Annotated in this window: 22 protein-coding genes; 10 read left to right on the top strand and 12 right to left on the bottom strand. The window is 70.2% G+C overall.

Features of this window, described 5'->3' with window-relative positions:
• Positions 1-56: 56 nt before the first annotated feature.
• The 9 genes from AC3WXD_RS22820 to AC3WXD_RS22780 form a co-directional block, all read right to left on the bottom strand.
• Entirely contained in the window at positions 57-743 is a 687-nt protein-coding gene (locus tag AC3WXD_RS22820; protein WP_492324755.1) for a ubiquinone biosynthesis accessory factor UbiJ, read from the bottom strand.
• Positions 744-944: 201 nt separating this feature from the next.
• The gene (locus tag AC3WXD_RS22815; RefSeq protein WP_029044217.1) at positions 945-1925 is read right to left on the bottom strand and encodes a Tim44 domain-containing protein; all 981 of its coding nucleotides are present in this window, start codon (positions 1923-1925) and stop codon (positions 945-947) included.
• A gap of 51 nt (positions 1926-1976) precedes the next feature.
• Positions 1977-2708: a bifunctional demethylmenaquinone methyltransferase/2-methoxy-6-polyprenyl-1,4-benzoquinol methylase UbiE gene (ubiE, locus tag AC3WXD_RS22810; RefSeq protein ID WP_020205876.1), complete on the bottom strand. Its 732-nt coding sequence runs from the start codon at positions 2706-2708 to the stop codon at positions 1977-1979.
• Between the two features lie 101 nt (positions 2709-2809).
• Entirely contained in the window at positions 2810-3223 is a 414-nt protein-coding gene (locus AC3WXD_RS22805) for a gamma-butyrobetaine hydroxylase family protein (RefSeq protein ID WP_029044216.1), read from the bottom strand.
• 53 nt (positions 3224-3276) lie between these two features.
• Positions 3277-5169, bottom strand: a complete 1893-nt coding sequence (locus AC3WXD_RS22800; RefSeq protein WP_059410460.1) for an ABC transporter ATP-binding protein/permease — start codon at positions 5167-5169, stop codon at positions 3277-3279.
• Between the two features lie 136 nt (positions 5170-5305).
• The gene (locus AC3WXD_RS22795; protein ID WP_492324754.1) at positions 5306-5740 is read right to left on the bottom strand and encodes an HIT family protein; all 435 of its coding nucleotides are present in this window, start codon (positions 5738-5740) and stop codon (positions 5306-5308) included.
• A 100-nt stretch (positions 5741-5840) separates the two neighbouring features.
• The gene (locus tag AC3WXD_RS22790; protein ID WP_029044214.1) at positions 5841-9815 is read right to left on the bottom strand and encodes a DUF3683 domain-containing protein; all 3975 of its coding nucleotides are present in this window, start codon (positions 9813-9815) and stop codon (positions 5841-5843) included.
• A gap of 168 nt (positions 9816-9983) precedes the next feature.
• The gene (locus AC3WXD_RS22785; protein WP_492324753.1) at positions 9984-10562 is read right to left on the bottom strand and encodes a YqaA family protein; all 579 of its coding nucleotides are present in this window, start codon (positions 10560-10562) and stop codon (positions 9984-9986) included.
• Between the two features lie 183 nt (positions 10563-10745).
• Positions 10746-10982, bottom strand: coding sequence for a hypothetical protein (locus AC3WXD_RS22780; RefSeq protein WP_454730905.1), 237 nt, complete (start codon positions 10980-10982; stop codon positions 10746-10748).
• Here AC3WXD_RS22780 and AC3WXD_RS22775 point away from each other — a divergent pair.
• The 8 genes from AC3WXD_RS22775 (at position 10981) to AC3WXD_RS22740 (ending at position 19282) form a co-directional block, all read left to right on the top strand.
• A complete protein-coding gene (locus tag AC3WXD_RS22775) occupies positions 10981-11472 on the top strand; it encodes a (2Fe-2S)-binding protein (RefSeq protein WP_020205869.1) in 492 nt (163 codons plus the stop codon). The genes AC3WXD_RS22780 and AC3WXD_RS22775 overlap by 2 nt on opposite strands.
• An 11-nt stretch (positions 11473-11483) precedes the next feature.
• Positions 11484-13874, top strand: coding sequence for a xanthine dehydrogenase family protein molybdopterin-binding subunit (locus tag AC3WXD_RS22770; RefSeq protein ID WP_492324752.1), 2391 nt, complete (start codon positions 11484-11486; stop codon positions 13872-13874).
• A 14-nt stretch (positions 13875-13888) separates the two neighbouring features.
• Complete coding sequence (locus AC3WXD_RS22765; protein WP_020205867.1) at positions 13889-14689, top strand: FAD binding domain-containing protein; 801 nt, start codon at positions 13889-13891, stop codon at positions 14687-14689.
• Positions 14690-14902: 213 nt separating this feature from the next.
• Positions 14903-15796: an AAA family ATPase gene (locus AC3WXD_RS22760; RefSeq protein WP_492324751.1), complete on the top strand. Its 894-nt coding sequence runs from the start codon at positions 14903-14905 to the stop codon at positions 15794-15796.
• Between the two features lie 3 nt (positions 15797-15799).
• Positions 15800-17089, top strand: a complete 1290-nt coding sequence (locus AC3WXD_RS22755; RefSeq protein WP_492324750.1) for a vWA domain-containing protein — start codon at positions 15800-15802, stop codon at positions 17087-17089.
• Positions 17080-17685, top strand: a complete 606-nt coding sequence (locus AC3WXD_RS22750) for an SRPBCC family protein (RefSeq protein WP_492324749.1) — start codon at positions 17080-17082, stop codon at positions 17683-17685. The genes AC3WXD_RS22755 and AC3WXD_RS22750 overlap by 10 nt, the downstream gene beginning before the upstream one ends.
• The gene (locus AC3WXD_RS22745; protein WP_020205863.1) at positions 17658-18686 is read left to right on the top strand and encodes an XdhC family protein; all 1029 of its coding nucleotides are present in this window, start codon (positions 17658-17660) and stop codon (positions 18684-18686) included. Before AC3WXD_RS22750 ends, AC3WXD_RS22745 begins: the two co-directional genes overlap by 28 nt.
• A complete protein-coding gene (locus AC3WXD_RS22740) occupies positions 18683-19282 on the top strand; it encodes a nucleotidyltransferase family protein (RefSeq protein WP_492324748.1) in 600 nt (199 codons plus the stop codon). Before AC3WXD_RS22745 ends, AC3WXD_RS22740 begins: the two co-directional genes overlap by 4 nt.
• 56 nt (positions 19283-19338) lie before the next feature.
• Here the strand turns inward: AC3WXD_RS22740 and otsA are convergent, their stop codons facing one another.
• From otsA to otsB, 3 genes are all read right to left on the bottom strand, one after another.
• Complete coding sequence (gene otsA, locus AC3WXD_RS22735; protein ID WP_029044212.1) at positions 19339-20730, bottom strand: alpha,alpha-trehalose-phosphate synthase (UDP-forming); 1392 nt, start codon at positions 20728-20730, stop codon at positions 19339-19341.
• A gap of 40 nt (positions 20731-20770) precedes the next feature.
• Positions 20771-22528 carry a glycoside hydrolase family 15 protein gene (locus AC3WXD_RS22730; protein ID WP_492324807.1) on the bottom strand — a complete coding sequence of 586 codons (1758 nt, stop codon included), beginning with the start codon at positions 22526-22528 and terminating at the stop codon, positions 20771-20773.
• A 97-nt stretch (positions 22529-22625) separates the two neighbouring features.
• On the bottom strand, positions 22626-23477 hold the full coding sequence (gene otsB, locus AC3WXD_RS22725; protein ID WP_492324747.1) for a trehalose-phosphatase: 852 nt from the start codon (positions 23475-23477) through the stop codon (positions 22626-22628).
• A 249-nt stretch (positions 23478-23726) separates the two neighbouring features.
• Between otsB and ilvA the strand changes: the two genes are divergently transcribed.
• Together ilvA and queF are read left to right on the top strand one after the other, a co-directional pair.
• Entirely contained in the window at positions 23727-25253 is a 1527-nt protein-coding gene (gene ilvA, locus AC3WXD_RS22720; protein WP_492324746.1) for a threonine ammonia-lyase, biosynthetic, read from the top strand.
• Positions 25254-25359: 106 nt separating this feature from the next.
• Complete coding sequence (queF, locus tag AC3WXD_RS22715) at positions 25360-26193, top strand: NADPH-dependent 7-cyano-7-deazaguanine reductase QueF (protein WP_020205857.1); 834 nt, start codon at positions 25360-25362, stop codon at positions 26191-26193.
• Positions 26194-26370 lie beyond the last annotated feature (177 nt).

Here is a 26370-nt window from a genome sequence, read left to right as displayed (position 1 = left end):
TTGGGCGCTACGGATTGGCCGATGCGGGCACAGCCATCGGCATGGGCGGGCGGCGTTCAGCGGTGGGCGGACGGCAGGCTGCCCGCCCCCGCGGCCGCGCCGCCTTGCGGGCGGGCGCGCTGCTCCAGCTTCTCCAGCCGCTTTTCCAGCCGCGCGAGATCGTCGCCGAGCGCCCGCACCCCGGTGCCGAACGTGTCGAGCGCGGCGTGGCGCACCAGGGTGGGCTGCTCGTCGAGCAGGTATTCGGTCACGTTCTCGACCAGCGTGCGGCCCAGCCGCGCGGCCTGCACACGGGCGTCCTGCGCGCCCTGCACCACGCGCTGCGCCACGCTGTCGCTGAGCGGGCCGCCGAGGATGCCGCGCAGCGCGCGCGACAGGTCTTCGGCGGCGTCCCAGCGCAGGTTGCGCGCCAGCGTCGACACGGTATTGGCCAGCTCGGCATCGCCCTCGATGCGCACGTGCTTCATCGCCGCCGCCTGCCCGCCGTCGGCGATGTCGGATGCCACCAGCGGCCATTGCTGCAGCGGCACGGTCAGCGTCACCGCGGGGGCCTCCTCCGCCGGCGCCGGTTCGACCAGCCCCTGGCCGGTGACGCGCAGGACCACCGTGAAGGCGGCCGCGTCGAAGCGCAGCGCGCGGCCGGCGAACGGCTGGAGCAGCGAGAGCGCCCACGGCTCCTGCTCGAGCAGGTGGTTCAGGGCGGTGATCGGAGGCGTGGTCAGAGCGGTGGGGAGGGTGGGCATAAGGGGGTCGGGCTGGGGGCGGGGCCTTTCAGTGCTTGCGGGTTGAGATCCGTGGGGGTCCGTGGGAATCCGTGAGGTCCGTGAAGTCCGGGTGGCTGGCGCCGGCACCGCGGCGCCGGACAAAAAGAAAGCCCACGTTTTCACGTGGGCCTCCATTCTAAGCCACCTGCAGGCGGGCGGCAGCCCGCCTGGCCGGCAGGCTCAGGACACCTGCTGGATCCCGGCCAGCACCCAGCCGCCGCTGCCGCTGACCGGCTTGGCCAGGTTCCAGACCTCGGCGAACGGCTGCGCCGGCTCGCCCGCCTTCTCGCGGATCATGCCGGAGAAGCGCACGCTGGCCAGATGCTGCGCCGGGCTGTCCTCGATGCCCAGCAGCTCGGCTTCCAGCGTGACCACGTCGGTCTTGTTGACCTCGGCGCCGCGCTCGGCCAGATCCATCTTGATCTCGGCGAACATTTCCGGCGTGGTGAACTCGCGGATGTCCTCGAGGTTGCCGGCGTCCCACGCGGCCTGCAGGCGCACGTAGTAGACCTTGGCGTTGCGCAGGAAGGCGGCGGTGTCGAAATCGGCCGGCACACCCCACGGCTGCGCGGCGCCCGCCATCGCCGGCGCGGCCGCGCCGGCCGCGGGCATCACGGGATTGGCCGCCCCGCCGGGCACCTGCTGGCGCAGGACCGGCTCGCTGCTGCCAACCGAGCCGCCATTCATGCCGCCCAGGCCGCCGCCGGCATAGGCCGGCTGCTGCGCGCGGCCGGCGCCGCCACGGAACTTGCGGATCAGCCACATCACCACGAAGGCCGCCAGCGCGATCAGGATCAGGTTGGACAGGAAGCTCATCGCCGCGCCGCCCAGGCCGAAGTGCGACAGCAGCCAGCCGATGCCCAGGCCGGCGGCGATGCCGCCCAGCATGCCGCCCCAGTTGCGCTTGGGCGCGGCCGCGGCGGCTGCCCCGGCGCCAGCCGCGGCACCGGCGGGCGCGGCCTGCTGGCCCGGCTGCTGGGCCGGCGTCTGGCTGGGCGCTTGCTGCGGCGGTGTCTGCTGGCGCTGCGTCACGTTCGACGACTGCTTGCCGAAGCTGCGCGAGCCGCCGCCCAGCCGCTTGGCATTGGCGTCCAGCGCCATGCCGAGAGCGAGGGTGCCGATCAGCACCGCCGCCATGAATTTTCCGCGAATTTGCGACATTTTTGCACTTCCCCTGTCAAGTTCGCTCATCTTCATTGAGCCTATATCAGTCTAGTACTTCCGCCCGACGTGAAGAGCCACGACCCCGGCCGTCAGATTGAAGTATTCGACATTTTCCAGGCCCGCATGTTCCATCAGGCGTACAAGTGAAACCTGGTCTGGATGCATTCTGATCGATTCCGCGAGGTAGCGATAGCTGTGGGCATCCTGGGCCACGCGCTCGCCCAGCCAGGGCAGCACCTTGAAGGAGTAGATATCGTAGGCTTTTTCCAGCGGCTTCCAGACCTTGGAGAACTCCAGCACCATCACCTTGCCGCCCGGCTTGACCACGCGGCGCATCTCCGCCAGCGCGGCGTCCTTGTGGGTCATGTTGCGCAGGCCGAAGGCCACCGTGACGAGGTCGAAGTGGTTGTCGGGAAACGGGATGTGCTCGGCGTCGCACAGGCAGACCGGGGTAACGACGCCCTTGTTGAGCAGGCGGTCGCGGCCCACGCGCAGCATCGACTCGTTGATGTCGGTCAGCCAGACCTCGCCGGTCGGGCCGGCCTGGCGGGCGAAGGCCTTGGCCAGGTCGCCGGTGCCGCCGGCGATGTCAAGCACCTTGAAGCCCGGCCGCACGCCGGCCTGGGCGATGGTGAACATCTTCCACAGCCGGTGCATGCCGCCCGACATCAGGTCGTTCATGACGTCGTACTTGCTCGCCACCGAATGGAACACACCGGCCACCTTGCCGGCCTTTTCCTCTTCGCTGACTTTCTCGAACCCGAAATGGGTTTCGCTCATGGCTTGCTCCGTAATTCAGTAATCTCGTCGGTATGCGCGGCGGTGGTCGTGCCGGTCATCGTGCCGATGGCCGCGACGGCAGGCGCGCGCGGCGCCCGGGCTCAATGGTTGCCGCAGGCGTGGCCGCCGGCGGCGGGCATCGGGGCGTCGCGGTCGATCCCGGCCGCCTCCAGCCGCTTCAGGTAGGCCTGCCAGATGGCGTCCTGCTCGGCGCCGAGGCGGTACAGCAGTTCCCACGAATAGATGCCGGTGTCGTGTCCGTCGGAAAACCGGATCAGGATGGCGTAGTTGCCGACCTGCTCGACCGCCGCGATGGCGACGTCGCGCTTGCCGGTCTGCAGCACTTCCTGCCCGGGGCCGTGGCCCTGCACCTCGGCCGAGGGCGAGTTGACGCGCAGGTATTCGAAGGGCAGCCGGAAGCTGGCGCCGTTGTCGAAGCCCACCTCCAGCACGCGCGACTGGGTGTGCACGGTGAGGGCGGTGGGATGGGGAGTATCTTTTTCGAGGCCTGCCATGTGATGGGTGCGCGCGGCAGCGGGGACGCCGCAGGCCGCGGCCACACCCGCCTTCACGCTTCGTGTACGACCCGATAGCTTACCGCAGCCGCCTCTGCTTGCCCACTTTGCCCGCTTTGCGCCCCCCGCCCGTCCGGCTCCGCCTCCCAGTGCGCGCCGTCGGCGGCCACGTAGCGCAGGCGGCGGCCGTGGAAGGCCGCCACCGTGCTGCGGTGGGCGATGCTGACGATGGCCGCGCCGGGCAGCGACTCCACCATCAGGCGGTACATGGCTTCCTCGGTTTCCTCGTCGAGCGCGCTGGTGGCCTCGTCGAGGAACAGGTAGTCGGGCTTCTGCAGCAGCGCGCGCGCGAACGCCAGCCGCTGCTGCTCGCCCGGCGACAGCCGCAGCGACCAGTTGTCGAACACGTCGAGCTGCCCGGTCAGCGCGCCGAGCCGGGCCTGCACCAGCACCCGCTGCAGCGCCTCGGTGCTGTGCAGGGTGCCCGCGTCGGGATAGGCCAGCGCGTCGGCCAGCGAGCCGATCGGCAGATAGCTGCGCTGGGGCAGGAACAGCATGCGCGCCGCGCGCGGCATCGACACCGTGCCGCTGCCGTAGGGCCAGATGCCGGCCAGCGCGCGGAACAGCACGCTCTTGCCGCAGCCGGACGGGCCGCTCACCAGCCAGCGCTCGCCCGGCGCGATCTGCAGCGAGAACGGCGCCACCAGCGGGCGCTGCCGGATCTCGCCGCGGTTGCCGGTGCGCACCGGCAGCGCCAGCGCCAGCGTGTCGATGCGGATGGCCGCGCCGTCGGCCTGGTCCACCTCGATGTCGCGCACGCCGGTGTGCTCCCGGTCCTGGCGCTCGGCCACGCGGATGGCGTCGCCGAAGTCGATCAGCCGGTTGGCCGCGGCCTTCCAGCCCACCAGCGTGGCATAGCTGTCGACGAACCACGACAGCGCGCCCTGCACCTGGCCGAACGCGGAGCTCATCTGCATCAGTCCGCCCAGCGTCATCTTGCCGGCGAAGTAGCGCGGCGCCGCCACGATCAGCGGGAAGATGATGGCGAACTGGCTGTAGCCGGAATTGACGAAGGTCAGCCGCCGCGTATAGCGCATCAGCTGGTTCCAGTTGGCGCGGATGCGGTCGAAGCGCGAGCGCAGGCCGGCCTGCTCGGTCGGCTCGCCGCGGTACAGCGCCACCGGCTCGCTGTTCTCGCGCAGGCGCACCAGCGTGAAGCGGAAATCCGCCTCGTACTGCTCCTGCTGGAAGTTCAGGCCGATCAGCGGGCGCCCCACCATGTGGGCGATCAGCGAGCCGATCACCGCGTAGCCGACCGCGAACCACACCATGTAGCCAGGAATGGTGAGCGTGGTGCCGCCCAGCGCGAAGCTGATCGGCCCCGACACCGCCCACAGGATGCCGACGAAGGACAGCAGCGTGACCACCGAATTGAGCAACCCGAGCGAGAGCGACAGCGCGCCGTCGGTAAACGAGCGCAGGTCGTCGGCCAGCCGCTGGTCGGGGTTGTCGGTGGCGTGGGTCTGCTCGATGCGGTAGTAGGCCTGGTGGCTGAGCCAGTGGTCCATGAACTGGCCGGTCATCCAGGTGCGCCAGCGCATCTGCAGCATCATGGTGTAGTACTGCCGCGAGATGGCCGCCACGATGAAGAAGCCGGCGATCCACGAAAAGCGGATCAGCAGCGCCTTGAAGGAGGTGTAGTCATGCTGCTCCAGCGCGTTGTAGAACACCCGGTTCCACTCGTTGAGCAGCACGTTGATGTAGACGATGCCGAGATTGAGCGCCACCACGAAGGCCAGCAGCCCGAGCCCGGCCTTGCGGTCCTCGGACTTCCAGTAGGGCTTGATCAGCGCCCAGGTCTCGGCCACGCGCAGGCGGCTCTGGATCTTGAGGGCACGGGCCGGCACGGCCGGGCCGGGTACGGTAACGGAAGTCGGTGTGGACATGGCACCTTTCGCGCAAGCAGGTCACGCACGGCCGTCGGCCTGCGCTCGTGGAAGATATTAGCCTCTTAGAAGCCGGCAGCGCGTGCCGGGTTCCCCAGCCACTACAACGCGGCGCGCCGGCATGGCGTGGACACGCCTAGCCCATCTCGCCGATGTGCGCCAGCGCGTCGCGCAGCACCGGCAGCCGCGACGTCAGTTCCGCCACCCGCGCCGCGTCGGCCTCGCGCTGCGGCGCGGCCCACACGGCTTCCGGGAAATGCGTGTCCCAGCGATAGCGCGGAATGACATGCCAGTGCAGGTGCGGCACCATGTTGCCGAAGGCGGCGAGGTTGACCTTGTCGGGCGTCATCACTTCGCGCACGACGCGCTCGACGCGCGCCACCAGCCGCATCAGCCAGGCCTGGTCGTCGTCGGGCAGGTCGGTCTGCTCGGCCACGTGGCCGTTCCAGACCACGCGGCAGAAGCCGGGGAAGCGCGCGTGCTCGACCAGGATGATGCGGGCGCGCTCGCCGCGCCAGGCCAGCTCGCCGCCGTCGGTTTCGCAGAGGGGGCAGTCGGGGACGATGCTCATGCCGCGATGCCTCCGCGATGCCGGCGTCCTGCTCCCTTCCCCCGCCGCGGGAGAGGGGAGCGAACCGTTGGCTTGCCGACGCCCGCGGCGCTCGCCGCCATCACACCAGCACCCGCTCGATGCCGCCGGCGTTGGCGCGGGCCACGTACTCGGGCATCCAGTCCTGGCCCAGCAGGTGCCTGGCCATCTCGACCACGATGTAGTCGGCCTGCACCGTGGCGTCTTCCTTGTAGCGCGACAAGCCCTGCAGGCACGACGGGCAGCTGGTCAGGATCTTGACGTCGCCGCCGAAGCCGTCGGCGCGCAGCTTGTCCGCGCCCCGGGTCATCTCCTCTTCCTTGCGGAAGCGGATCTGCGTGGACACGTCCGGGCGGCTCACCGCCAGCGTGCCCGACTCGCCGCAGCAGCGCTCGTTCTTCTCGATCTTGCCGCCGCCCTCGTTGCCGCCCATCAGCGCGTTGACGAGCTTGGTCGGGTCCATCGTCTTGATCGGCGTGTGGCACGGGTCGTGGTACATGTAGCGCGTGCCGGTCACGCCCTCGAGCTTGACGCCCTTCTCCAGCAGGTATTCGTGGATGTCGATGATGCGGCAGCCCGGGAAGATCTTGTCGAATTCATAGCCGGCCAGCTGGTCGTAGCAGGTGCCGCAGCTCACCACCACGGTCTTGATGTCGAGGTAGTTGAGCGTGTTGGCCACGCGGTGGAACAGCACGCGGTTGTCGGTGACGATCTTCTCGGCCTTGTCGAACTGGCCGTTGCCGCGCTGCGGATAACCGCAGCACAGGTAGCCCGGCGGCAGCACGGTCTGCACGCCCACGTGCCACAGCATGGCCTGCGTGGCCAGGCCGACCTGCGAGAACAGCCGCTCCGAGCCGCAGCCCGGGAAGTAGAACACCGCCTCGGTCTCGGGCGAGGTCCGCTTCGGGTCGCGGATGATCGGCACGATCTCGTTGTCCTCGATGTCGAGCAGCGCGCGCGCGGTCTTCTTGGGCAGGTTGCCCGGCATCTTCTTGTTGATGAAGTGGATCACCTGCTCCTGCACCGGCGCGCGGCCCACCGTGGCGGGCGGGTGCGCGGTCTGCTTCTTCGCCAGCTTCCTGAGCACGTCGTGGCCCAGGCGCTGCGCCTTGTAGCCCCAGCCGATCATGACCTTGCGGGTCATGTTGATGGTCTGCGGGCTGGTGGCGTTGAGGAAGAACATCGACGCCGCGGTGCCGGGGTTGAACTTCTTCTGCCCCATCTTGCGCAGCAGGTTGCGCATGTTCATCGACACGTCGCCGAAGTCGATCTTGACCGGGCACGGCGTCACGCACTTGTGGCACACCGTGCAGTGGTCGGCCACGTCGGAGAACTCGTCCCAGTGCTTGATCGAGATGCCGCGCCGGGTCTGCTCCTCGTACAGGAACGCCTCCACCAGCAGCGAGGTCGCCAGGATCTTGTTGCGCGGGCTGTACAGCAGGTTGGCGCGCGGCACGTGGGTGGCGCACACCGGCTTGCACTTGCCGCAGCGCAGGCAGTCCTTGACGCTGTCGGCGATGGCGCCGATGTCGCTCTGCTGCATGATGATGGACTCGTGCCCCATCAGCCCGAACGACGGCGTGTACGCATTGCGCAGGTCCGCGCCGGGCAGCAGCTTGCCCTTGTTGAAGCGGCCCTGCGGGTCCACGCGCTGCTTGTACTGGCGGAACTCGCCGATCTCGTCCTCGGTCAGGAACTCCAGCTTGGTGATGCCGATGCCGTGCTCGCCGGAGATCACGCCGTCGAGCGAGCGCGCCAGCGCCATGATGCGGGCCACCGCGCGGTGGGCGTCCTGCAGCATGTCGTAGTCGTCGGAGTTGACCGGGATGTTGGTGTGCACGTTGCCGTCGCCGGCGTGCATGTGCAGCGCCACGAAGACGCGCCCGCGCAGCACCTGCTTGTGGATCTTCTGCGCCTCGTCCAGGATCGGCTTGAACTCGCCGCCGTTGAAGATGTTGCGCAGCTCGGCGCGCAGCTCGTTCTTCCACGACACGCGGATGGTGCGGTCCTGCAGCAGGTGGAACACGGTGGCGTCCGGCTGCTGCGCCAGGCGCGCCTCGAAGGCCTGGCCGAGCAGGCCCAGGCCGTGGCCGATCAGCGCGGCGCGCGCGCTGGCCAGCGGCGTGTCGAGGTGGTCCTGCAGGTAGATCCAGCGCGAGCGGATCTCGCGCAGCAGCTGCAGCGCGTGCTGCACGCGGTCTTCCAGCAGCTCGGCGCTGGGAATCTCGTTGGCGTCGTCGCTGCGGCCCAGCGGCAGGTTGCCGCGCGCGAAGAACGCTTCCAGCGCGTCGGTCAGCTTGAGCTTGTTCTTGATCGACAGCTCGATGTTGATGCGCTCGATGCCGTCGGTGTACTCGCCCATGCGCGGCAGCGGGATCACCACGTCTTCGTTGATCTTGAAGGCGTTGGTGTGCCTGGCGATCGCGGCGGTGCGCGAGCGGTCCAGCCAGAATTTCTTGCGCGCCTCGGGGCTGACCGCGACGAAGCCTTCGCCGCTCTTGCCGTTGGCCATGCGGATGACTTCCGAGGTGGCGCGCGCCACCGCGTCCTGGTCGTCGCCGACGATGTCGCCGATCAGGACCATCTTCGGGAACGCGTTGCGCTTGCTCTTGGTGGCGTAGCCGACCGCGCGCAGGTAGCGCTCGTCCAGGTGCTCCAGGCCGGCCAGCACGGCGCCGCCCGGCGTGCGCGACTCCACGTCCAGGTAGTCCTTGATCTCGACGATGCTCGGAATCGCGTCGCGCGCCTGGCCGAAGAACTCCAGGCACACGGTGCGCACGTGCGCCGGCATGCGGTGCAGGATCCAGCGCGCGCTGGTGATGATGCCGTCGCAGCCTTCCTTCTGGATGCCGGGCAGGCCGGCCAGGAACTTGTCGGTGACGTCCTTGCCCAGGCCTTCCTTGCGGAACTTGCGGCCCTCGATGGCGAGCGTCTCGGTGCGCAGCACCTTCTCGCCGGGGCCGCGGCTGCCGTCCGACCACTTCAACTCGAACGAAGCCACCGGCACGTCGTGGATCTTGCCCAGGTTGTGGTCCAGCCGGGTGACTTCGAGCCAGTTGCCTTCCGGGTCCACCATGCGCCACCACGCCAGGTTGTCCAGCGCGGTGCCCCACAGCACGGCCTTCTTGCCGCCGGCGTTCATGGCCACGTTGCCGCCGATGCACGAGGCGTCGATCGAGGTCGGGTCGACCGCGAACACCAGCCCGGCGCGGTCGGCCGCGTCGGCCACGCGGCGCGTCACCACGCCGGCGCCGGAGAAGATGGTGGCGACCTTGCGCGCCACGCCCGGCAGGTCGCTCTGCTCGACCGGCCCGAGCTGCTCCAGCTTCTCGGTGTTGATGACCGCGCTCATCGGCGTGAGCGGCACGGCGCCGCCGGTGTAGCCGGTGCCGCCGCCGCGCGGGATGATGGTCAGGCCCAGCTCGAAGCAGCCCTTGACCATGCCGGCGATCTCTTCCTCGGTGTCCGGCGTGAGCACCACGAACGGGTATTCCACGCGCCAGTCGGTGGCGTCGGTCACGTGCGAGACGCGCGACAGGCCGTCGAACTTGATGTTGTCCTTCTGCGTGACGCGGCCCAGCACGCGCTGGGTGCGCTTGCGCAGCTCGTAGGCGTCGGCGAACTCCTGCTTGAAGTCCTCGATGGCCTGCTTGGCGAAGCTGACCAGCTGCTCGACGCGGTGGGAGCGGTCCTCGGCGGCCGGCTCGGCATGCTCGGCGCGGTCGGCGGCGCTGCGCTTCTCCACCTCGGACAGGCGGTGGTGCAGCGCGCTCACCAGCATCTGGCGGCGCTTGGGATTCTCGAGCAGGTCGTCCTGCAGGTAGGGATTGCGGCGCACCACCCAGATGTCGCCCAGCACTTCGTACAGCATGCGCGCCGAGCGGCCGGTGCGGCGCTCGCCGCGCAGCTCGTGCAGGATGCGCCAGGCTTCCTCGCCCAGCAGCCGGATGACGATCTCGCGGTCCGAGAAAGACGTGTAGTTATAGGGGATCTCACGCAGGCGCGGCTGGGCATCCTGCGCGGCGAGTTTGGCATCGAGCACGAGTGGGGCGTTCATGGGGAGGGACCGCTACCTGTAGCGCACGGGGACGGTGCGCCGGATCGTCTTTAAAGGGCAATTGTACTTCAACGCCTGCTTTCGCCGCACCGCAGCATGCGGGAATGGAATACCCCCCTGGAACCCCCGCCGGGCCTCGCCTGGCGGCCGCCGCCCGGCCGGCGCGCGCTAGAACAGGCTGCGCAGGCCCGCACCAATACCGTGCCAGAAGCTGTCCGGCACCGTCAGCAGCGCGACGGTCATGGCAAGGTAGCGCAGAAACTTGCCGATCGCCATGTAAACCAGGCTGGGCCCGAACGGCAGCCGCAGCCACCCCGCCAAAGTGCACAGAGGATCACCAATGGCCGGCAGCCACGACGCCAGCAGGGTCGGCGGCCCGAGCCGGCGCATCCAGCGGAAATAGCGCTGGTCCAGCGCCGGCTTGCGCGCGTGGCGCGGATGGAGCCGGTGCCCGGCGTGCTCCTGCTCGTGCGCGCGCTGCTGGCGGCGCCTGCGGTAGCGCACCAGCGCCAGCTTGGCGGCGTAGCCGAGCCACCAGTCGATGGCGCCGCCGGCGGTGTTGCCGAGCGTGGCCACGGCGATGGCCGGCCAGAACATGTGCGGGTTGAGCTTGATGTAGCCGAACACCGCCGGCTCCGAGCCAAGCGGCAGCAGCGTGGCCGACACCAGGCTGACCACGAAGATCGCCGGCAGCCCCACCTTGGGCAGGGCGATGGTGCAGAACAGCCAGTCGATGAAGCCTTCCATTGGCAAAAGTGGTCCTGTGGTTCCGCGCCGCCGCACGGGCCGCCCCAGGGGGGCAACCCGCATGGCAGGCGCCGGTGATTTGTGATTAACTGTTAGAGCCGGCCGCGGGCAAACGTTCGCGCGCATGCGTCGTCTGCATGGGTCGTCCGCAGCGGTCGTCCGCAGCGGTCGTCCGCACGCATCTTACCGGCGGCGCGGATTGCCGCGAATCGCGACAGGCCGCATCGGCCGGCAGCCGCGGCGGACAGCGTCAACCAGCAGCGTCAACAGGCAGCCGCAGCACCGCAGTACCAACATCACGAAATAGCCGTCAGCAGCAACATCACCAAACGGCAGTAACGCGTCGTGGCCAGTCCCGCGCAGCATGTCGGGATTCGCGGCTCTGGTCATGCACGTGTCCACCCACATGGAGACAAGCATGGCGATTCCTATCCGCCTGACCGTCAACGGCCGCGCCGTCGAGGCCCAGGTAGAACCCAACACCCTTCTCGTCCAGTTCCTGCGCGACCAGCTTCGCCTCACCGGCACCCACGTCGGCTGCGACACCGCCCAGTGCGGCGCCTGCACCGTGCACCTGGACGGCCGCGCGGTCAAGTCGTGCAACCTGCTGGCGCTGCAGGCGGACGGCGCCCGCGTCACCACCATCGAGGGGCTGGCCCCCGAAGGCCAGCTCCACCCCATGCAGGAGGCCTTCCGCAACTGCCACGGCCTGCAGTGCGGCTTCTGCACGCCCGGCATGGTGATGAGCGCCACCGCCCTGGTCCAGGCCCGGCCCGGGGCCGACGCCGCCGCCATCCGCGAGCAGCTCGACGGCAACCTGTGCCGCTGCACCGGGTACCACAACATCGTGCGCGCCGTGCAGGAAGGCCAGGCCGCCATGCTTGGCGCCGCCACCGCCAGCGCCGAGTAAGGGGACCCGCCATGAACGCACCCGAACACCAGCACCTGATCGGCGCCCCGGTCAGGCGCAAAGAAGACTATCGCTTCCTGACCGGCAACGGCCAGTACACCGACGACATCGTGCTGCCGCAGCAAAGCTACGGCTACTTCGTGCGCTCGCCGCACGCGCACGCGCGCATCCGCGCCATCGACAAGGCCGAGGCGCTGGCCTCGCCCGGCGTGATCGCCGTCTTCACCGGCGACGACATCGCCGCCGACAAGGTCGGCGGCCTGCCGTGCGGCTGGCTGATCCACAGCATCGACGGCAGCCCGATGAAGGAGCCGCCGCACCCGGTGCTGGCGCAGGGCAAGGCCCGCCACGTGGGCGACCAGGTCGCGCTGGTGGTGGCCGAGACCCTGCAGCAGGCCAGGGACGCCGCCGAGAAGATCGAGGTCGACTACGAAGAACTGCCGGCCGTGGTCAACACCGCGCAGGCCGCCTGCGCCGCCACGCTGGTGCACGACGACGTGCCGGAGAACACCAGCTACGTGTGGGGCCACGGCGACCGCGCCGCCACCGACGCCGCGTTCGCGCGCGCCGCCCACGTGACCACGCTGGAGATCGTCAACAACCGCCTGATCCCCAACGCGATCGAGCCGCGCGCGGTCAATGCCAGCTACACGAAGCAGGACGACAGCTACACCGTCTACGTCGCCAACCAGAACCCGCACGTGGAACGCCTGCTGATGGGCGCCTTCGTGCTCGGCCTGCCCGAGTCGCGGCTGCGCATCATCGCGCCGGACGTGGGCGGCGGCTTCGGCTCCAAGATCTTCCTGTACGCCGAGGACGTGGCGCTGACCTGGGCCTCGAAGAAGGTCCGGCGCCCGATCAAGTGGACCGCCGAACGCTCGGAATCCTTCCTCACCGACGCGCACGGGCGCGACCACGTCACCAAGGCCGAACTGGCGCTCGACGCCGACGGCAGGTTCCTGGCGATGCGCGTGCACACGGTGGCCAACATGGGCGCCTACCTGTCCACGTTCTCCTCGAGCGTGCCCACCATCCTCTACGCCACGCTGCTGGCCGGGCAATACGCCACGCCGGCGATCTACGCCGAGGTGCGCGCGGTGTTCACCAACACCGCGCCGGTGGACGCCTACCGCGGCGCCGGCCGCCCGGAGGCCACCTACGTGGTCGAGCGGCTGGTGGAGACCGCCGCGCGCGAACTGAAGATGGACCCCGCCGAGCTGCGCCGCAAGAACTTCATCCGCGACTTCCCCTACGCCACGCCGGTCGGCCTGACCTACGACACCGGCGACTACGAGCCGTGCCTGGCGCGCGCGCAGGAGCTCGCCGACGTGAAGGGCTTCCCGGCGCGGCGCGACGAGGCCAGGCAGCGCGGCAAGCTGCGCGGGCTGGGCTACTCGTGCTACATCGAGGCCTGCGGGCTGGCGCCGTCGAACATCGCCGGCGCGCTGGGCGCGCGCGCGGGGCTGTTCGAGGTGGGCGAGATCCGCGTCCACCCGACCGGCACCGTGACCGTGTTCACCGGCTCGCACAGCCACGGCCAGGGCCACGAGACCACCTTCGCGCAGGTGGTGGCGGACCGCCTCGGCATCGCGCTCGACGCGGTGGAGGTCGTGCACGGCGACACCGGCCGCGTGCCGTTCGGCATGGGCACCTACGGCTCGCGCTCGCTGGCGGTGGGCGGCTCGGCCATCATGAAGGCGCTCGACAAGATCGAGGCCAAGGCCAAGAAGATCGCGGCCCACCTGCTGGAAGCGTCCGACGCCGACATCGAGTTCAAGGACGGCGTGTTCAGCGTGGCCGGCACCGACCGCAGCAAGACCTTCGGCGAGATCGCGCTGACCGCCTACGTGCCGCACAACTACCCGCTCGACAAGCTCGAGCCGGGCCTCAACGAGAACGCCTTCTACGACCCGACCAACTTCACCTACCCGTCCGGCGCCTACGTGTGCGAGGTGGAGGTGGACCCCGACACCGGCGAGAGCCAGGTGGTCAAGTTCACCGCCGTGGACGACTTCGGCAACATCATCAACCCGATGATCGTCGAAGGCCAGGTGCACGGCGGCATCGGCCAGGGCCTCGGGCAGGCCATGCTGGAGCAGTGCATCTACGACGACAGCGGCCAGTTGCTGACCGGCTCCTACATGGACTACGCCATGCCGCGCGCCGCCGACCTGCCGGACTTCACGGTGGAGACCGCCAAGGGCACGCCCTGCACGCACAACCCGCTCGGCGTGAAGGGCTGCGGCGAGGCCGGCGCGATCGGCTCGCCGCCGGCCTTCATCAACGCGCTGGTCGATGCGCTCGCGCCGCTGGGCGTGCGCGACATCCAGATGCCCGCCACCCCGCACCGCGTATGGCAGGCGATCCGGCAGGCGGACCACCACGCGCAAGGCGCCAACTGAACCGGAGGCAGACCATGTACGCATTCCATTTCGAACGCGCCGCGGATGCCAGGGCCGCGGTGGCCGCGCTCAAGCGCGACCCCGACGCCAAGTTCCTCGGCGGCGGCCAGAGCCTGCTGGCGGCGATGAAGCTGCGGCTGGCGGCGCCGTCGGCGCTGATCGACGTGTCGCGCATCGCCGGCATGGCCGACATCCGCATGGACAACGGCGAGCTGGTGATCGGCGCGGCCGCGCGCCACGCCGACGTCGCCGCCAGCGCGGAAGTGGCCAGGGCGATTCCCGCGCTGGCCGCGCTGGCCGGCGGCATCGGCGACCGCCAGGTGCGCGCGATGGGCACGCTCGGCGGCTCGCTGGCCAACGACGACCCCGCCGCGTGCTACCCGGCCGCGGTGCTCGCGCTCGACGCCACGGTGGTGACCGACCGCCGCAACATCGCCGCCGACAACTTCTTCAAGGGCCTCTACGAGACGGCGCTGGAGCCCGACGAGCTGATCGCCGCCGTGCGCTTCCGCGTCCCCGGGCAGGCCGCCTACGTCAAGTTCCGCAACCCGGCCTCGCGCTTCGCGCTGGTCGGCGTGATGGTGGCGCGCTTCGGCAACGCGGTGCGCGTGGCCGTCACCGGCGCGGCCGACAGCGTGTTCCGCTGCGCGCCGCTGGAGCAGGCGCTGTCGGCCAGCTTCACGCCGGCGGCGGCGCGCGCGGTCACGGTGGACGCGGGCCGGCTGAACGCCGACCTGCATGCGTCGGCCGAGTACCGCGCGCACCTGATCCCGGTGCTGGCGGCGCGGGCGGTGGAGCAGGCCGGCGGCGGCTGAGGCCGCGCGGGCGCTTTCACACTGGCGGGCGCCCGCCCTCTCCCCCGACCCCTCTCCCACAAGTGGGAGAGGGGAGCACGCCGACAGCAATGCAGGCACCGTCGGTATTCTCCCCTCTCCCGCACGCGGGAGAGGGGCTGGGGGAGAAGGCCAGCGCCTGCAGCACCACCAAGCCCACGCAAACCCACCGCCTCGCTCCGCGCCCCCAACACCATGCTCCCCACCTCCATCGACCACACCGCCGCCCTGCTGGAGGCGCAGCAATACTTCGCCGACCGCGAGACCGCCACCGTGCTCTACCTGGCGCTGCGCATGCAGCGCCCGCTGTTCCTCGAAGGCGAGCCCGGCGTGGGCAAGACCGCGCTGGCGCGCGCCATCGCCGGCGCGCTCGGCACGCGGCTGCTGCGCCTGCAATGCTACGAAGGGCTGGACGCGTCGAGCGCGCTCTACGAGTGGGACTACCCGCGCCAGATCATGGCGCTGCGCCTGGCCGAGGCGCGCGGCGAGCGGCCCGAGGCGCAGTCGCTCTACCACGACGATTTCCTGCTCAAGCGCCCGCTGCTCGAATCGCTGCTGCCCGACCCGGCCGCGCCCGGCATGCCGCGCGTGCTGCTGATCGACGAGATCGACCGCGCCGACGAGCCGTTCGAGGCCTTCCTGCTGGAAGTGCTGTCCGAATACCAGGTGTCGATTCCCGAGATCGGCGTGGTGCAGGCCGAGCGGCCGCCGCTGATCGTGGTCACGTCCAACCGCACGCGCGAGGTGCACGACGCGCTCAAGCGGCGCTGCCTGTACCAGTGGATGGGCTATCCGCAGCGCGAGCGCGAATTGCAGATCGTCGCCGCGCGCGCGCCCGAGGCCGCCGCCGCGCTGCAGCTCGCGGCCATCGGCTTCGTGCACGGGCTGCGCGGCATCGACCTGTTCAAGGCGCCCGGCATCGCCGAGGCCATCGACTGGTGCCGCGCGCTGGCCGCGCTCGGCGTGAGCGAGCTCGACCCGCAGTCGGTGCGCGACACGCTGGGCGTGCTGCTGAAATACCAGGACGACCTCGCCCGCGTGGACGGCCCCACCGTGGCCGAGCTGCTGGCCGGCGCGCCGGGAGGCTGAGCCATGCCCAGGCTGCACCCCGACGCCACGCCCGCCGGCACGCCCGCCGCCGGCGCCCTGCCCATGCTGGCGCGCAACGTCGCGCACTTCGTGCGGCTGCTGCGCGACGCCGGTTTCGGCCTGTCGCCGGCGCACGCGGCGGATACGCTGGACGCGCTGCAATACGTCGACATCGGCCGGCGCGACGAAGTGCGCGCGGCGATGGCCGCGCTGATGGTCGGCGGCCCCGACCAGCGGCCCCTGTTCGACGCCGCCTTCGACCTGTTCTGGCGCGACCCCGACTGGGAAGGCAAGCTGCGCGCGCTGCTGCTGCCGCGCGTGGACGCGGGCACGCCGCCGCCGCGGCGCGGCAACCGCCTGGCCGACGCGCTGGCCGCGCGGCAGCCGCCCCGGGCCGCCCGGCACGAAAAGGAGAACGGGGAAACCGGGGAACGCTTCGGCGCCCCGCTCACCTTCTCGGCGCAGGAGCGGCTCGCGCAGCGCGATTTCGAGACGCTCGGCGCCGAGGAATGGCGCGCGCTGCGGCACATGATCCGCGCGCGCCACGCACGCCTGGCCACCGAGCGCACGCGCCGCCTGCGCGCCGCCGCCAGCGGGCCGCGCGCCGACCTGCGCGCCAGCGCCAGGCTCGCGGTGCGCCAGCAGGGCGAATGGCTGCGCTGGAAATTCCGCCGCCAGGCCGAGCGCCGCCCGCCGCTGGTGCTGCTGCTCGACATCTCCGGCTCGATGAGCCAGTACTCGCGCGCGGTGCTGTACTTCTGCCACGCGCTGATGCAGTCGCGCGAGCGGCTCTCGGTGTTCCTGTTCGGCACCCGCCTGACCAACATCACGCGCGCGCTGCGCGAGCGCGACCCGGACGAGGCGGTCGAGGCCATCGCCGGCCAGGTGCGCGACTGGGCCGGCGGCACCCGCATCGGCGCCGCGCTGGCCGCGTTCAACCGCCAGTGGGCGCGCCGCACGCTGTCCGGGCGCGCCACCGTGCTGCTGGTCACGGACGGCCTGGACCACGAGGACATCGGCCTGCTGGAGACCGAAATGGCGCGCCTGCGCCGCTTCGCCCACCGCATCCTGTGGCTCAACCCGCTGCTGCGCTACGCCGGCTTCACGCCGCGCGCGCGTGGCGTGCAGGCCATCCTGCCCCACGTGGACGCGCTGCGCCCGGCCCACAACCTGGACAGCCTGTTCGCGCTCGAGGCGCTGCTGGCCGAGCCGCGCCACGCGCCGCCCGCCACGCACCCGTTGCAGACAAGACCCGGCAGACAAGACAAGGAGACCGCCCCATCATGGAAATGACACAGACCAGGCAATTGCCGGTGGCGCAGCAGGCCGCCTGGGCAGCCCTCAACGACACGGCCCTGCTCAAGCAGTGCATCCCGGGATGTGAGAGCATCGAGCCTGACGGCGACCTCGGCGACGCCTACCTGCTGGCGCTGACCGCGGCGGTCGGCCCGGTCAAGGCGCGCTTCAAGGGACGCATGGCCTTGCAGGACATCCAGGCGCCCGACAGCTACACCATCCAGTTCGACGGACAGGGCGGCGCAGCCGGCTTCGGCAAGGGCCGCGCGCACGTGACGCTGGCGCCCGAAGGCGAGCACACGCTGCTGACCTACACGGTCAACGCCCAGGTCGGCGGCAAGATCGCGCAGATCGGCTCGCGGCTGGTGGATGCGGCCGCGCGCAAGATGGCCGACGCCTTCTTCGACCGCTTCACGGCGGCGCTGGGCGGCGACCCGCAGGCGCAGGCAGAAGCCCAGGCGCAGGGGGAGACAGCAACGGCGGACGATACCGCCACGGATGGGGCGCCGGCCGTCGACGGCGGCGCGCCCGGTGAACAGAACGGTGAATCGAAGCGGAAACGATCATGGACAGCGTGGATCTCGAAGTCCTGAAAAGCAGCGTGCGCTGGATGGCCGAAGGCCACCGCACGCTATTGGTGACGGTGGTCAGGACCTGGGGCTCGTCGCCCCGGCCCGAAGGCGCCATGCTGGCGGTGCGCGACGACGGCCTGGTGGTCGGTTCGGTCTCGGGCGGCTGCATCGAGGATGACCTCATCGACCGCGTGCGGCGCGAGGGCATCGCCGGCGCGCGCCCCGAGTCCGTCAAGTACGGCATCAGCGCCGAGGAAGCGCACCGCTTCGGCCTGCCCTGCGGCGGCACCATCGAACTGGTGACGGAGCCGCTCGGCCCCGCCAGCGGGCTGGCCGAACTGCTGGCCGCGGTGGAGGAAGGCCGGCTGGTGGCGCGCTCGCTGGACATGGCCAGCGGCCGCGCCACGCTCGGCCACGCCGAGGCCACCGACGGCCTGGCCTTCGACGGCCGCACGCTGCTCACCATCCACGGCCCGCGCTACCGCATGCTGGTGATCGGCGCCGGGCAGTTGTCGAAGTACCTGTGCCAGATCGCGGTCGGGCTGGGCTTCCAGGTCACGGTGTGCGACCCGCGCGAGGAATACACCGAGACCTGGGACATCCCCGGCGTGACGATGGTGCGCACCATGCCGGACGACACCGTGATGGAGATGAAGCTCGACGAGCGCAGCGCCGTGATCGCCCTCACCCACGACCCCAAGCTCGACGACCTCGCGCTGATGGAAGCGCTGCGCACGCGCGCGTTCTACGTGGGCGCGCTCGGCTCGCGCCGCAACAACCAGGCGCGCCGCGAGCGGCTCAAGGAATTCGACCTCAACGACCTGCAGCTCGCGCGCCTGCACGGCCCGGTCGGCATCTACATCGGCAGCCGCACGCCGCCGGAGATCGCCATCTCGATCCTGGCCGAGGTGGTGGCCGCCAAGAACCACGTCTCGCTGCCCGACATCCTCCAGGTCGAAGGCGCCAAGGCCGCGCGCGAGCTGGCCGCCGACCCGGCCAGCTCCTGCGGCGTCGACTCGTGAGCGGGGCGGCGCCCGATGCCGCCGGGCCGCCCACCGGCATCCTGCTGGCGGCCGGCTACGGCCGCCGCTTCGACGCCAGCGGCCGGCAGAACAAGCTGCTCGCCCGGCTGCCCGACGGCCACACCGTGGCCGGGCGCAGCGCGCGCACGCTGGCCGCCACGCTGCCCGGCGCGCTGGCCGTGATCCGCCCGGGCCACCCGGCGCTGGCGCACGAGCTGCGCGCGGCCGGCTGCCGCGTGCTCGAGGCCCCGGCCGCCGAGGCCGGCATGGGCGCCGCGCTGGCCGCGGCCATCGCCGCCACGCCGGCCGCGCGCGGCTGGGTGGTGGCGCTGGCCGACATGCCGTGGCTGTCCGCGGAGCTGATCCGCGCGGTGGCGCTGGCCGTCACCACGCCCGGGGCCATCGCCGCGCCGTGGCGCGACGGCCGACGCGGGCATCCGGTGGGGTTCGGCGCGGCCTGGCGCGAGGCGCTGCTCGCGCTCGACGGCGACGAAGGCGCGCGCGCGCTGCTGAAAAGCCAGCCGGTGATCCGCATCCCGACCGAAGACGAAGGCGCCTTCCGTGACGTGGACGTGGCCGGCGACCTGGCGGGCTGAGCGCCCGGCCGGCAGCCGCCGCGCCGGCGCCGCCTGGCCATCTCGTCGTCCCGCCGTCAGTTGCCGTCCGACTCCGAGAGCGTCCGCAGGTACTCGCGCCGCCACCAGTGCACGTCCTGCGCGCGGATGCGCTCGAGCAGCTTCTGGTGGCGCGACTGGCGCTCGGCCAGCGGCATGTGCAGCGCCTGCTGGATCGCCTGCGCGGTGGCGTTGATGTCGTAGGGATTGACCAGCAGCGCCTCGCGCAGCTGCTCGGCCGCGCCGGCGAAGCGCGACAGCACCAGCACGCCGGGGTCGTCCGGGTCCTGCGCGGCGACGAACTCCTTGGCCACCAGGTTCATGCCGTCGCGCAGCGGCGTCACCAGCGCCACGCGGCACGCGCGGCACAGCCCCGGCAGGCGGCGGCGCGCGGTGGTGCGGTGGATGTAGCGCACCGGCATCCAGTCCAGCTCGCCGTACTCGCCGTTGATCGCGCCCGACAGCCCCTCCATCTCGCGCCGCAGGTCGGCGTAGGCGTCCACGGTCTCGCGCGAGGGCGCGGCGATCTGGATCAGCGTGGCGCTGCGGCGGTTCTCCGGGTACTGCGCCATCAGTTGCCGCACCGCCTTCAGGCGCTGCGGCAGGCCCTTGGAATAATCGAGGCGGTCGATGCCCAGCAGCAGCCGGCGCGTGGCGTACTGGCCGCGCATCATCTCGTAGGTCTCGCGCGATTCGTCGCCCCGGCCCAGCGCGGCGAACTCGTCCACGTCGATGCCAATCGGGAAGGCCTGCGCGCGCACGGTGCGGTGGAACGCGCGGAAGCGGTTGTCGCCCATCGGCTCGGCCTGCGCCTCGCGCTGCACGTAGCGCGAGAAATGCTCGAGGTCGAGCTGGCTCTGGAAGCCGATCAGGTCATAGGCGAACAGCGCGCGCATCAGCCACTCGTGCTGCGGGATCGCGGCCAGGATCAGCGGCGGCGGCAGCGGGATGTGCAGGAAGAAGCCGATGCGCTGGCCGCAGCCCATCGCGCGCAGCTCCGACGCCAGCGGGATCAGGTGGTAGTCGTGGATCCAGATCACGTCGTCGGGGCGCAGCAGCGGCGCGAGCTTGCGCGCGAACAGCTGGTTGACGCGGCGGTACACGTTGAGGTGGGCCGAATCGAAATCCGCCAGGTCGATGCGGTAGTGGAACACCGGCCACAGCACGCCGTTGCTGTAGCCCTGGTAATACGCGTCGTGGTCCTCGCGGCACAGGTCCACCGTGGCCAGCGTGACGTTGCCGGCCTGCTGGATGTGCAGCTCGCCCTCGCCCGGCGTGCCGCCCTGCGCGGTCTCCACGATCTTGCCGCTCCAGCCGAACCAGACGCCGCCGGTGGCCTTGAGCGCCTCGCCCAGCGCCACCGCCAGCCCGCCCGCGGCGATGTTGCGGGGGTCGGCCACGCGGTTGGATACCGCAACTAGTCTGCCCATGTCTTCCTTTGTGGTGCGGCGCCGCGGCCCGCCCGCCGGCTCAGATCACCGCGTCCCACGGTGCCGACAAGCGCGTGGCGCCATTGATCAGGCCCACCATCGAATACGTCTGCGGGAAATTGCCCCACATCTCGCCGGTGACGGGATGGGTGTCCTCGGACAGCAGGCCGAGCGGATTGCGCGCCGCCAGCATGGCCTCGAAGATCTCGCGCGCCTCCTCGCGGCGCCCCACGCGGGCGAGCGCGTCGATGCGCCAGAAGGTGCAGATGTTGAACGCCGTCTCGGGCTTGCCGAAATCGTCGGGCGCCTCATAGCGGCGCATGTAGGGCCCGTCGCACAGCGAGGCTTCCATCGCCCGGAGCGTGGACATGAAGCGCTCGTCCTGCGGCGCGATGAAGCCGACCTCGGCCATCAGCAGCACGCTGGCGTCCAGCTCGCGCCCGCCGAAGCTCTCGGCGAACGCCTGGCGCTCCTCGCTCCACGACTCGCGCACGATGCGCTCCTTCATCACGTCCGCGTGCCGGCGCCAGTACGCCGCGCGGCCCGCCAGCTGCAGCGCGTCGCCGATCTTGGCCAGGCGGTCGCACGCGGCCCAGCTCATCAGCGCCGACGAGGTGTGCACGCGCGCGCGCGTGCGCAGCTCCCACATGCCGGCGTCGGGCGTGCCGAACACGCGCACCGCCTGCTCGCCCACGGTCTCCAGCACGCGGAACTCGGCCGCGCCGCCCCGGTGCAGCAGGCGGTGGTCGTGGAACGCCTGCGCCGCGCCCAGCACCACGTTGCCGTACACGTCGTGCTGGAAGTGCTCCTGCGCCTGGTTGCCCACGCGCACCGGCCCCATGCCGCGGTAGCCGGCGAGGTGATCGAGCACGCTCTCGGGCAGCTCCAGCTCCAGGCCGATGCCGTACAGCGGCTGGATGTGGCCGTCCTTGGACTGCATCACCACGTTGGACAGCCAGCGCAGGTAGTCCTCCATCGTGCCCACCTCGGACAGGCTGTTGAGCGCGCGGATCACGAAGAAGGCGTCGCGCAGCCAGCAGAAGCGGTAATCCCAGTTGCGGCCGCTGCCGGGCGCCTCCGGGATGCTGGTGGTCATGGCCGCGACGATGGCGCCGGTCTCCTCGAACAGCGACATCTTGAGCGTGATGGCGGCGCGGATCACCGCGTCCTGCCATTCGCGCGGCACCGCCAGGCGGCGGCTCCACAGGCGCCAGTAGGCGGTGGTCTCCTGCTCGAAGTCGCGCGCGATCTCCTCCACCCCGCCCTGCAGCGTCTCGTCGGGGCCGAGGATGAAGTCGAGGCTGCGCGTGAGCAGGAAGGGCGTGCGCGACAGCACATAGGTCAGCGGCGCGTTGGTGGTCATGCGCAGCGTCATGCCGTCGCCGATATAGCGCACGTGGCTGCTGCCGCGCGTGATCTCGGGCGCCACGCGGCCCCAGTCGAAGCGCGGCGCCACCGTCACCCGCACGCGCGGCGCGCCGCGCACCGGGCGGATGCGCCGGATCAGCGTGGTCGGCCGGAAATAGCGGCCCAGGCGGAAGAAGCGCGGCGCGAAATCGGTGATCTCCATGCAGTTGTTGTGGCGGTCCGTCAGCCGCGTGCGCAGCACCGCGGTGTTCGGCTCGTACCACTGCTGCGCTTCCTGGAAATCCTCGATCTCGATGGCGAAGTGGCCGGCGTTCTCGCCCGGGTCGAGCAGCGCGTTGAAGACCGGATCGCCGTCGAAGCGCGGCAGGCAGCACCAGACGTAGCGGCCGCGCCCGTCGACCAGCGCGGAGATCGCGCAGTTGCCGATCATGCCCAGCGAGAGCGAGGGATCGGCATGGTGGCGGGTGGCGCCGGCGGCACGCGGCTGGCTGTCCTCGGTGGATGATTGGCTCACAGCGATTTCTCCCTCAAGGCGTCGTCGTGGATGTGGGGGCGGACTCGGCGGGTGGCGCGGACGGCGTAGGCGAAGCGTGCGAAGCGGGCGCTGTAGGCGCCGTGGGCGCCGTGGGCATGTTGCCGGCCGCCGCCATGACTTCCAGCGCCTTAGCCGAGCGGTGCAGCCAGCAGCGCAGCGCCGCCGGCCCGGCCACGCTGACGGTGGCCGCGCTGGGCCGCTCGCCGACCAGCACGCCCAGGCCGCCGAGGCGGCGCACCACCGCGAAGCCGGCTTCGTCGGTGATGTCGTCGCCGGCGAACAGCGGCCGGCGCCGCGCGAACGGCGGGCCGCGCATGAAGGTGTCGATGGCGCCGCCCTTGTCGATGCCGGCCGGCTTGAGCTCCACCACCATCTTGCCGTGCAGGACCTCGATGCCGGGCGCGCCGGCGGCCAGGCGCGCGGCGAAGTCGCGCACCAGCCCCTCCAGCTCGGGCGCGGCGCGGTAATGGACCGCGACCGCGACGGACTTGCGTTCGAGCTGCAGCCCCGCGTGCGCCGCCACCAGCGCCTGCAGCGGCGGCAGCAGCAGCGGCACGCCCGGATCGGGCTCGCGCAGGCTGCGGCCGCCGGCGTCGCGCAGTTCCGCGCCGTGCACGCCAGCCGCGGGCAATTGCAGGGGCTTGAGGAAGTCGTCGAGCTCGGCGATGGGCCGCCCGGACACCAGCGCCACGGCGCCGTCCAGGTGGCGGTGCAGGGCGCGCAGGGTCCCCACCAGTTCCGGTTCGACCCGTACCAGGTCAGGGCGGGGCGCGAGGTCCGCCAGCGTACCGTCGAAATCCAGGAACAGCGCCGTGTCGGGTTCGATGAGAGGCAAGGGAGGCATTGCGCTACACCGTATCAGAGTGTTTTGACAGCGTCCACCGGGCGCCGTCCTACATGGTGCGCGGCCGCGCGGGCTGCACCACGCCGGCGCCTGCACCGCCGCGGTGCGGGCGCCGGGCACGTGCGCCAGCCTGCTCCCGGCGCGCTGCGCGGCCCGCGCTGCGCGCGCGCCGGGTGCCGGCGCGGGCATCGGGCGGCGCGCCATCCTTTATCATTGATGGTTTCGCCATCCCTGCCCTGGCTGTCCACGATGACCCGCAAAACCGATTACCTGAGAAAAATCCTGACCACCAAAGTGTATGACGTGGCGCAGGAAACCGATCTCACCTTTGCCCAGCAGTTGTCCGCGCGCACCGGCAACTCGGTGTGGTTCAAGCGCGAGGACACCCAGCCGGTGTTCTCGTTCAAGCTGCGCGGCGCCTACAACAAGATGGCCTCGCTCACGCCCGAGGAACTGCGGCGCGGCGTGATCGCCGCCTCGGCCGGCAACCATGCGCAGGGCGTGGCGCTGTCGGCGGCGCGCCTGCAATGCAAGGCGATCATCGCGATGCCCGTCACCACCCCGCAGGTGAAGATCGACGCGGTGCGCGAGCGCGGCGGCGAATGGGTGCAGATCGTGCTGCACGGCGACTCCTACAGCGATGCCTACAACCGCGCGGTGGAACTGGAGAAGAAGCACAAGCTGACCTTCATCCACCCGTTCGACGACCCCGACGTGATCGCCGGCCAGGGCACCATCGCGATGGAAATCCTGCGCCAGCACCCGGGCCCGCTGCACGCGGTGTTCGTGGCCATCGGCGGCGGCGGGCTGATCTCCGGCATCGCCTCCTACATCAAGGCGGTGCGCCCGGAGATCAAGGTGATCGGCGTGCAGACCGTGGATTCCGACGCGATGAAGCGCTCGGTGGACGCCGGCAAGCGCGTGGAACTCAAGGAAGTGGGCCTGTTCTCCGACGGCACCGCGGTCAAGCTGGTCGGCAAGGAAACCTTCCGCATCACGCGCGAGCTGGTCGACGAGATCGTGCTGGTGGACACCGACGCGATCTGCGCCGGCCTCAAGGACGTGTTCCAGGACACCCGCAGCATCCTCGAGCCGGCCGGCGCGCTGGCCGTGGCCGGCCTCAAGCTCTACGCCGAGCGCGAGAAGCTCAAGGGCGAGCACCTGGTGGCCATCGCCTGCGGCGCCAACATGAACTTCGACCGCCTGCGCTTCGTCGCCGAGCGCGCCGAGGTGGGCGAGGCGCGCGAAGCCGTGTTCGCGGTCAGCATCCCCGAGGAGCGCGGCAGCTTCCGCCGCTTCTGCGAACAGGTCGGCACGCGCAACGTGACCGAGTTCAACTACCGCATCGCCGACAACAGCACCGCGCACATCTTCGTCGGCGTGCAGATCAGCAGCCGCGCGGAAAACGAGAAGATCACCGCGGGCTTCCGCCGCCACGGCTTCGAGACGGTGGACCTGTCCAACAACGAACTGGCCAAGCAGCACATCCGCTACATGGTCGGCGGCCATTCGCCGCTCGCGCACGACGAACTGCTGTACCGCTTCGAGTTCCCCGAGCGCCCGGGCGCGCTGATGCGCTTCCTCTCCAGCATGAGCCCGAACTGGAACATCAGCCTGTTCCACTACCGCAACCAGGGTGGCGACACGTCCAACATCCTGGTCGGCATCCAGGTGCCCAAGAACGAGAAACGCGCGTTCCGCGCGTTCCTCGCCACGCTGGGCTACGTACACTGGGAAGAGACGGAGAATCCGGTGTACAAGCTGTTCCTGTCCTGATTTGCCGAAACGCCGGACTGCCCGGCCACCTGACCGATAGCCGAGGTCTTCCTCCCGTCTCCCGCGCCAGCGGGAGAGGGAGAAGACCCACCGCCCCGGAGCCCCCATGAGCCTCCCCGAACACTCGCCGCTGGGCAAGCCCTCGGCCTACAAGACCGAATACGATCCCACGCTGCTGTTCCCGATCCCGCGCCAGCCCAAGCGCACCGAGATCGGCCTGGCCGAAGGCCGCGCCCTGCCCTTCTTCGGCGTGGACATCTGGAACGCCTACGAATTGTCGTGGCTGAACCTGAAAGGCAAGCCGCAGGTCGCGCTGGCCAGCTTCATCATTCCCGCCGACACGCCGAACATCGTCGAGTCCAAGTCGTTCAAGCTCTACCTGAACTCGTTCAACCAGAGCAAGATCGCCTCGCCCGAGGCCGTGCAGCAACTGCTGCACCACGACCTCTCCGAAGCCACCGGCGGCACCGTGCAGGTCCGCCTGGTGAACGAGGCCGACCTCGGCAGCCAGAAGATGGGCGAACTCGACGGCATCCAGCTCGACCGCCTCGACATCGAGACCGACATCTACGAACCCGCGCCGCACCTGCTGCACGCGAACCAGGACGAGCCGCCGGTCGAGGAAACGCTGGTGTCGCACCTGCTCAAGTCGAACTGCCTCGTCACCGGCCAGCCCGACTGGGGCAGCGTGCAGATCCGATACGTTGGCGCGCCGATCAACCAGGAAGGGCTGCTCAAGTATCTGATCTCGTTTCGCAACCATAACGAGTTTCATGAGCAGTGCGTGGAGAGGATTTTTGTTGACGTGATGCGGGAGTGCAGGCCGGTGAAGCTGGCGGTTTATGCGCGGTATACGCGGCGGGGGGGGCTTGATATTAATCCGTTTCGGACTAATTACAATACTCCGTGGCCGGATAATCGGCGGAATGGCCGGCAGTAGATTTTTTTGATTGGGGGAGTTTTGGATTTCTTGGCGGTTTATATTCAGAGGCTTTGAATTTAGTTATTTAGCTTCGAAGTCAACTGCTTAACGTCCACTTCTGAACGTCAAAGTCAAAGTCAAAGGCTTTCGCTCCCCCGGAGCGACCTACTTTCTTTTCCCCGAAAAGAAAGTAGG

The sequence above is a fragment of the Cupriavidus sp. FW216-B1 genome (assembly GCF_058789195.1).
Note: the sequence above shows the minus strand (reverse complement) of the source record. Positions and strands in the feature narration are given on the sequence as shown.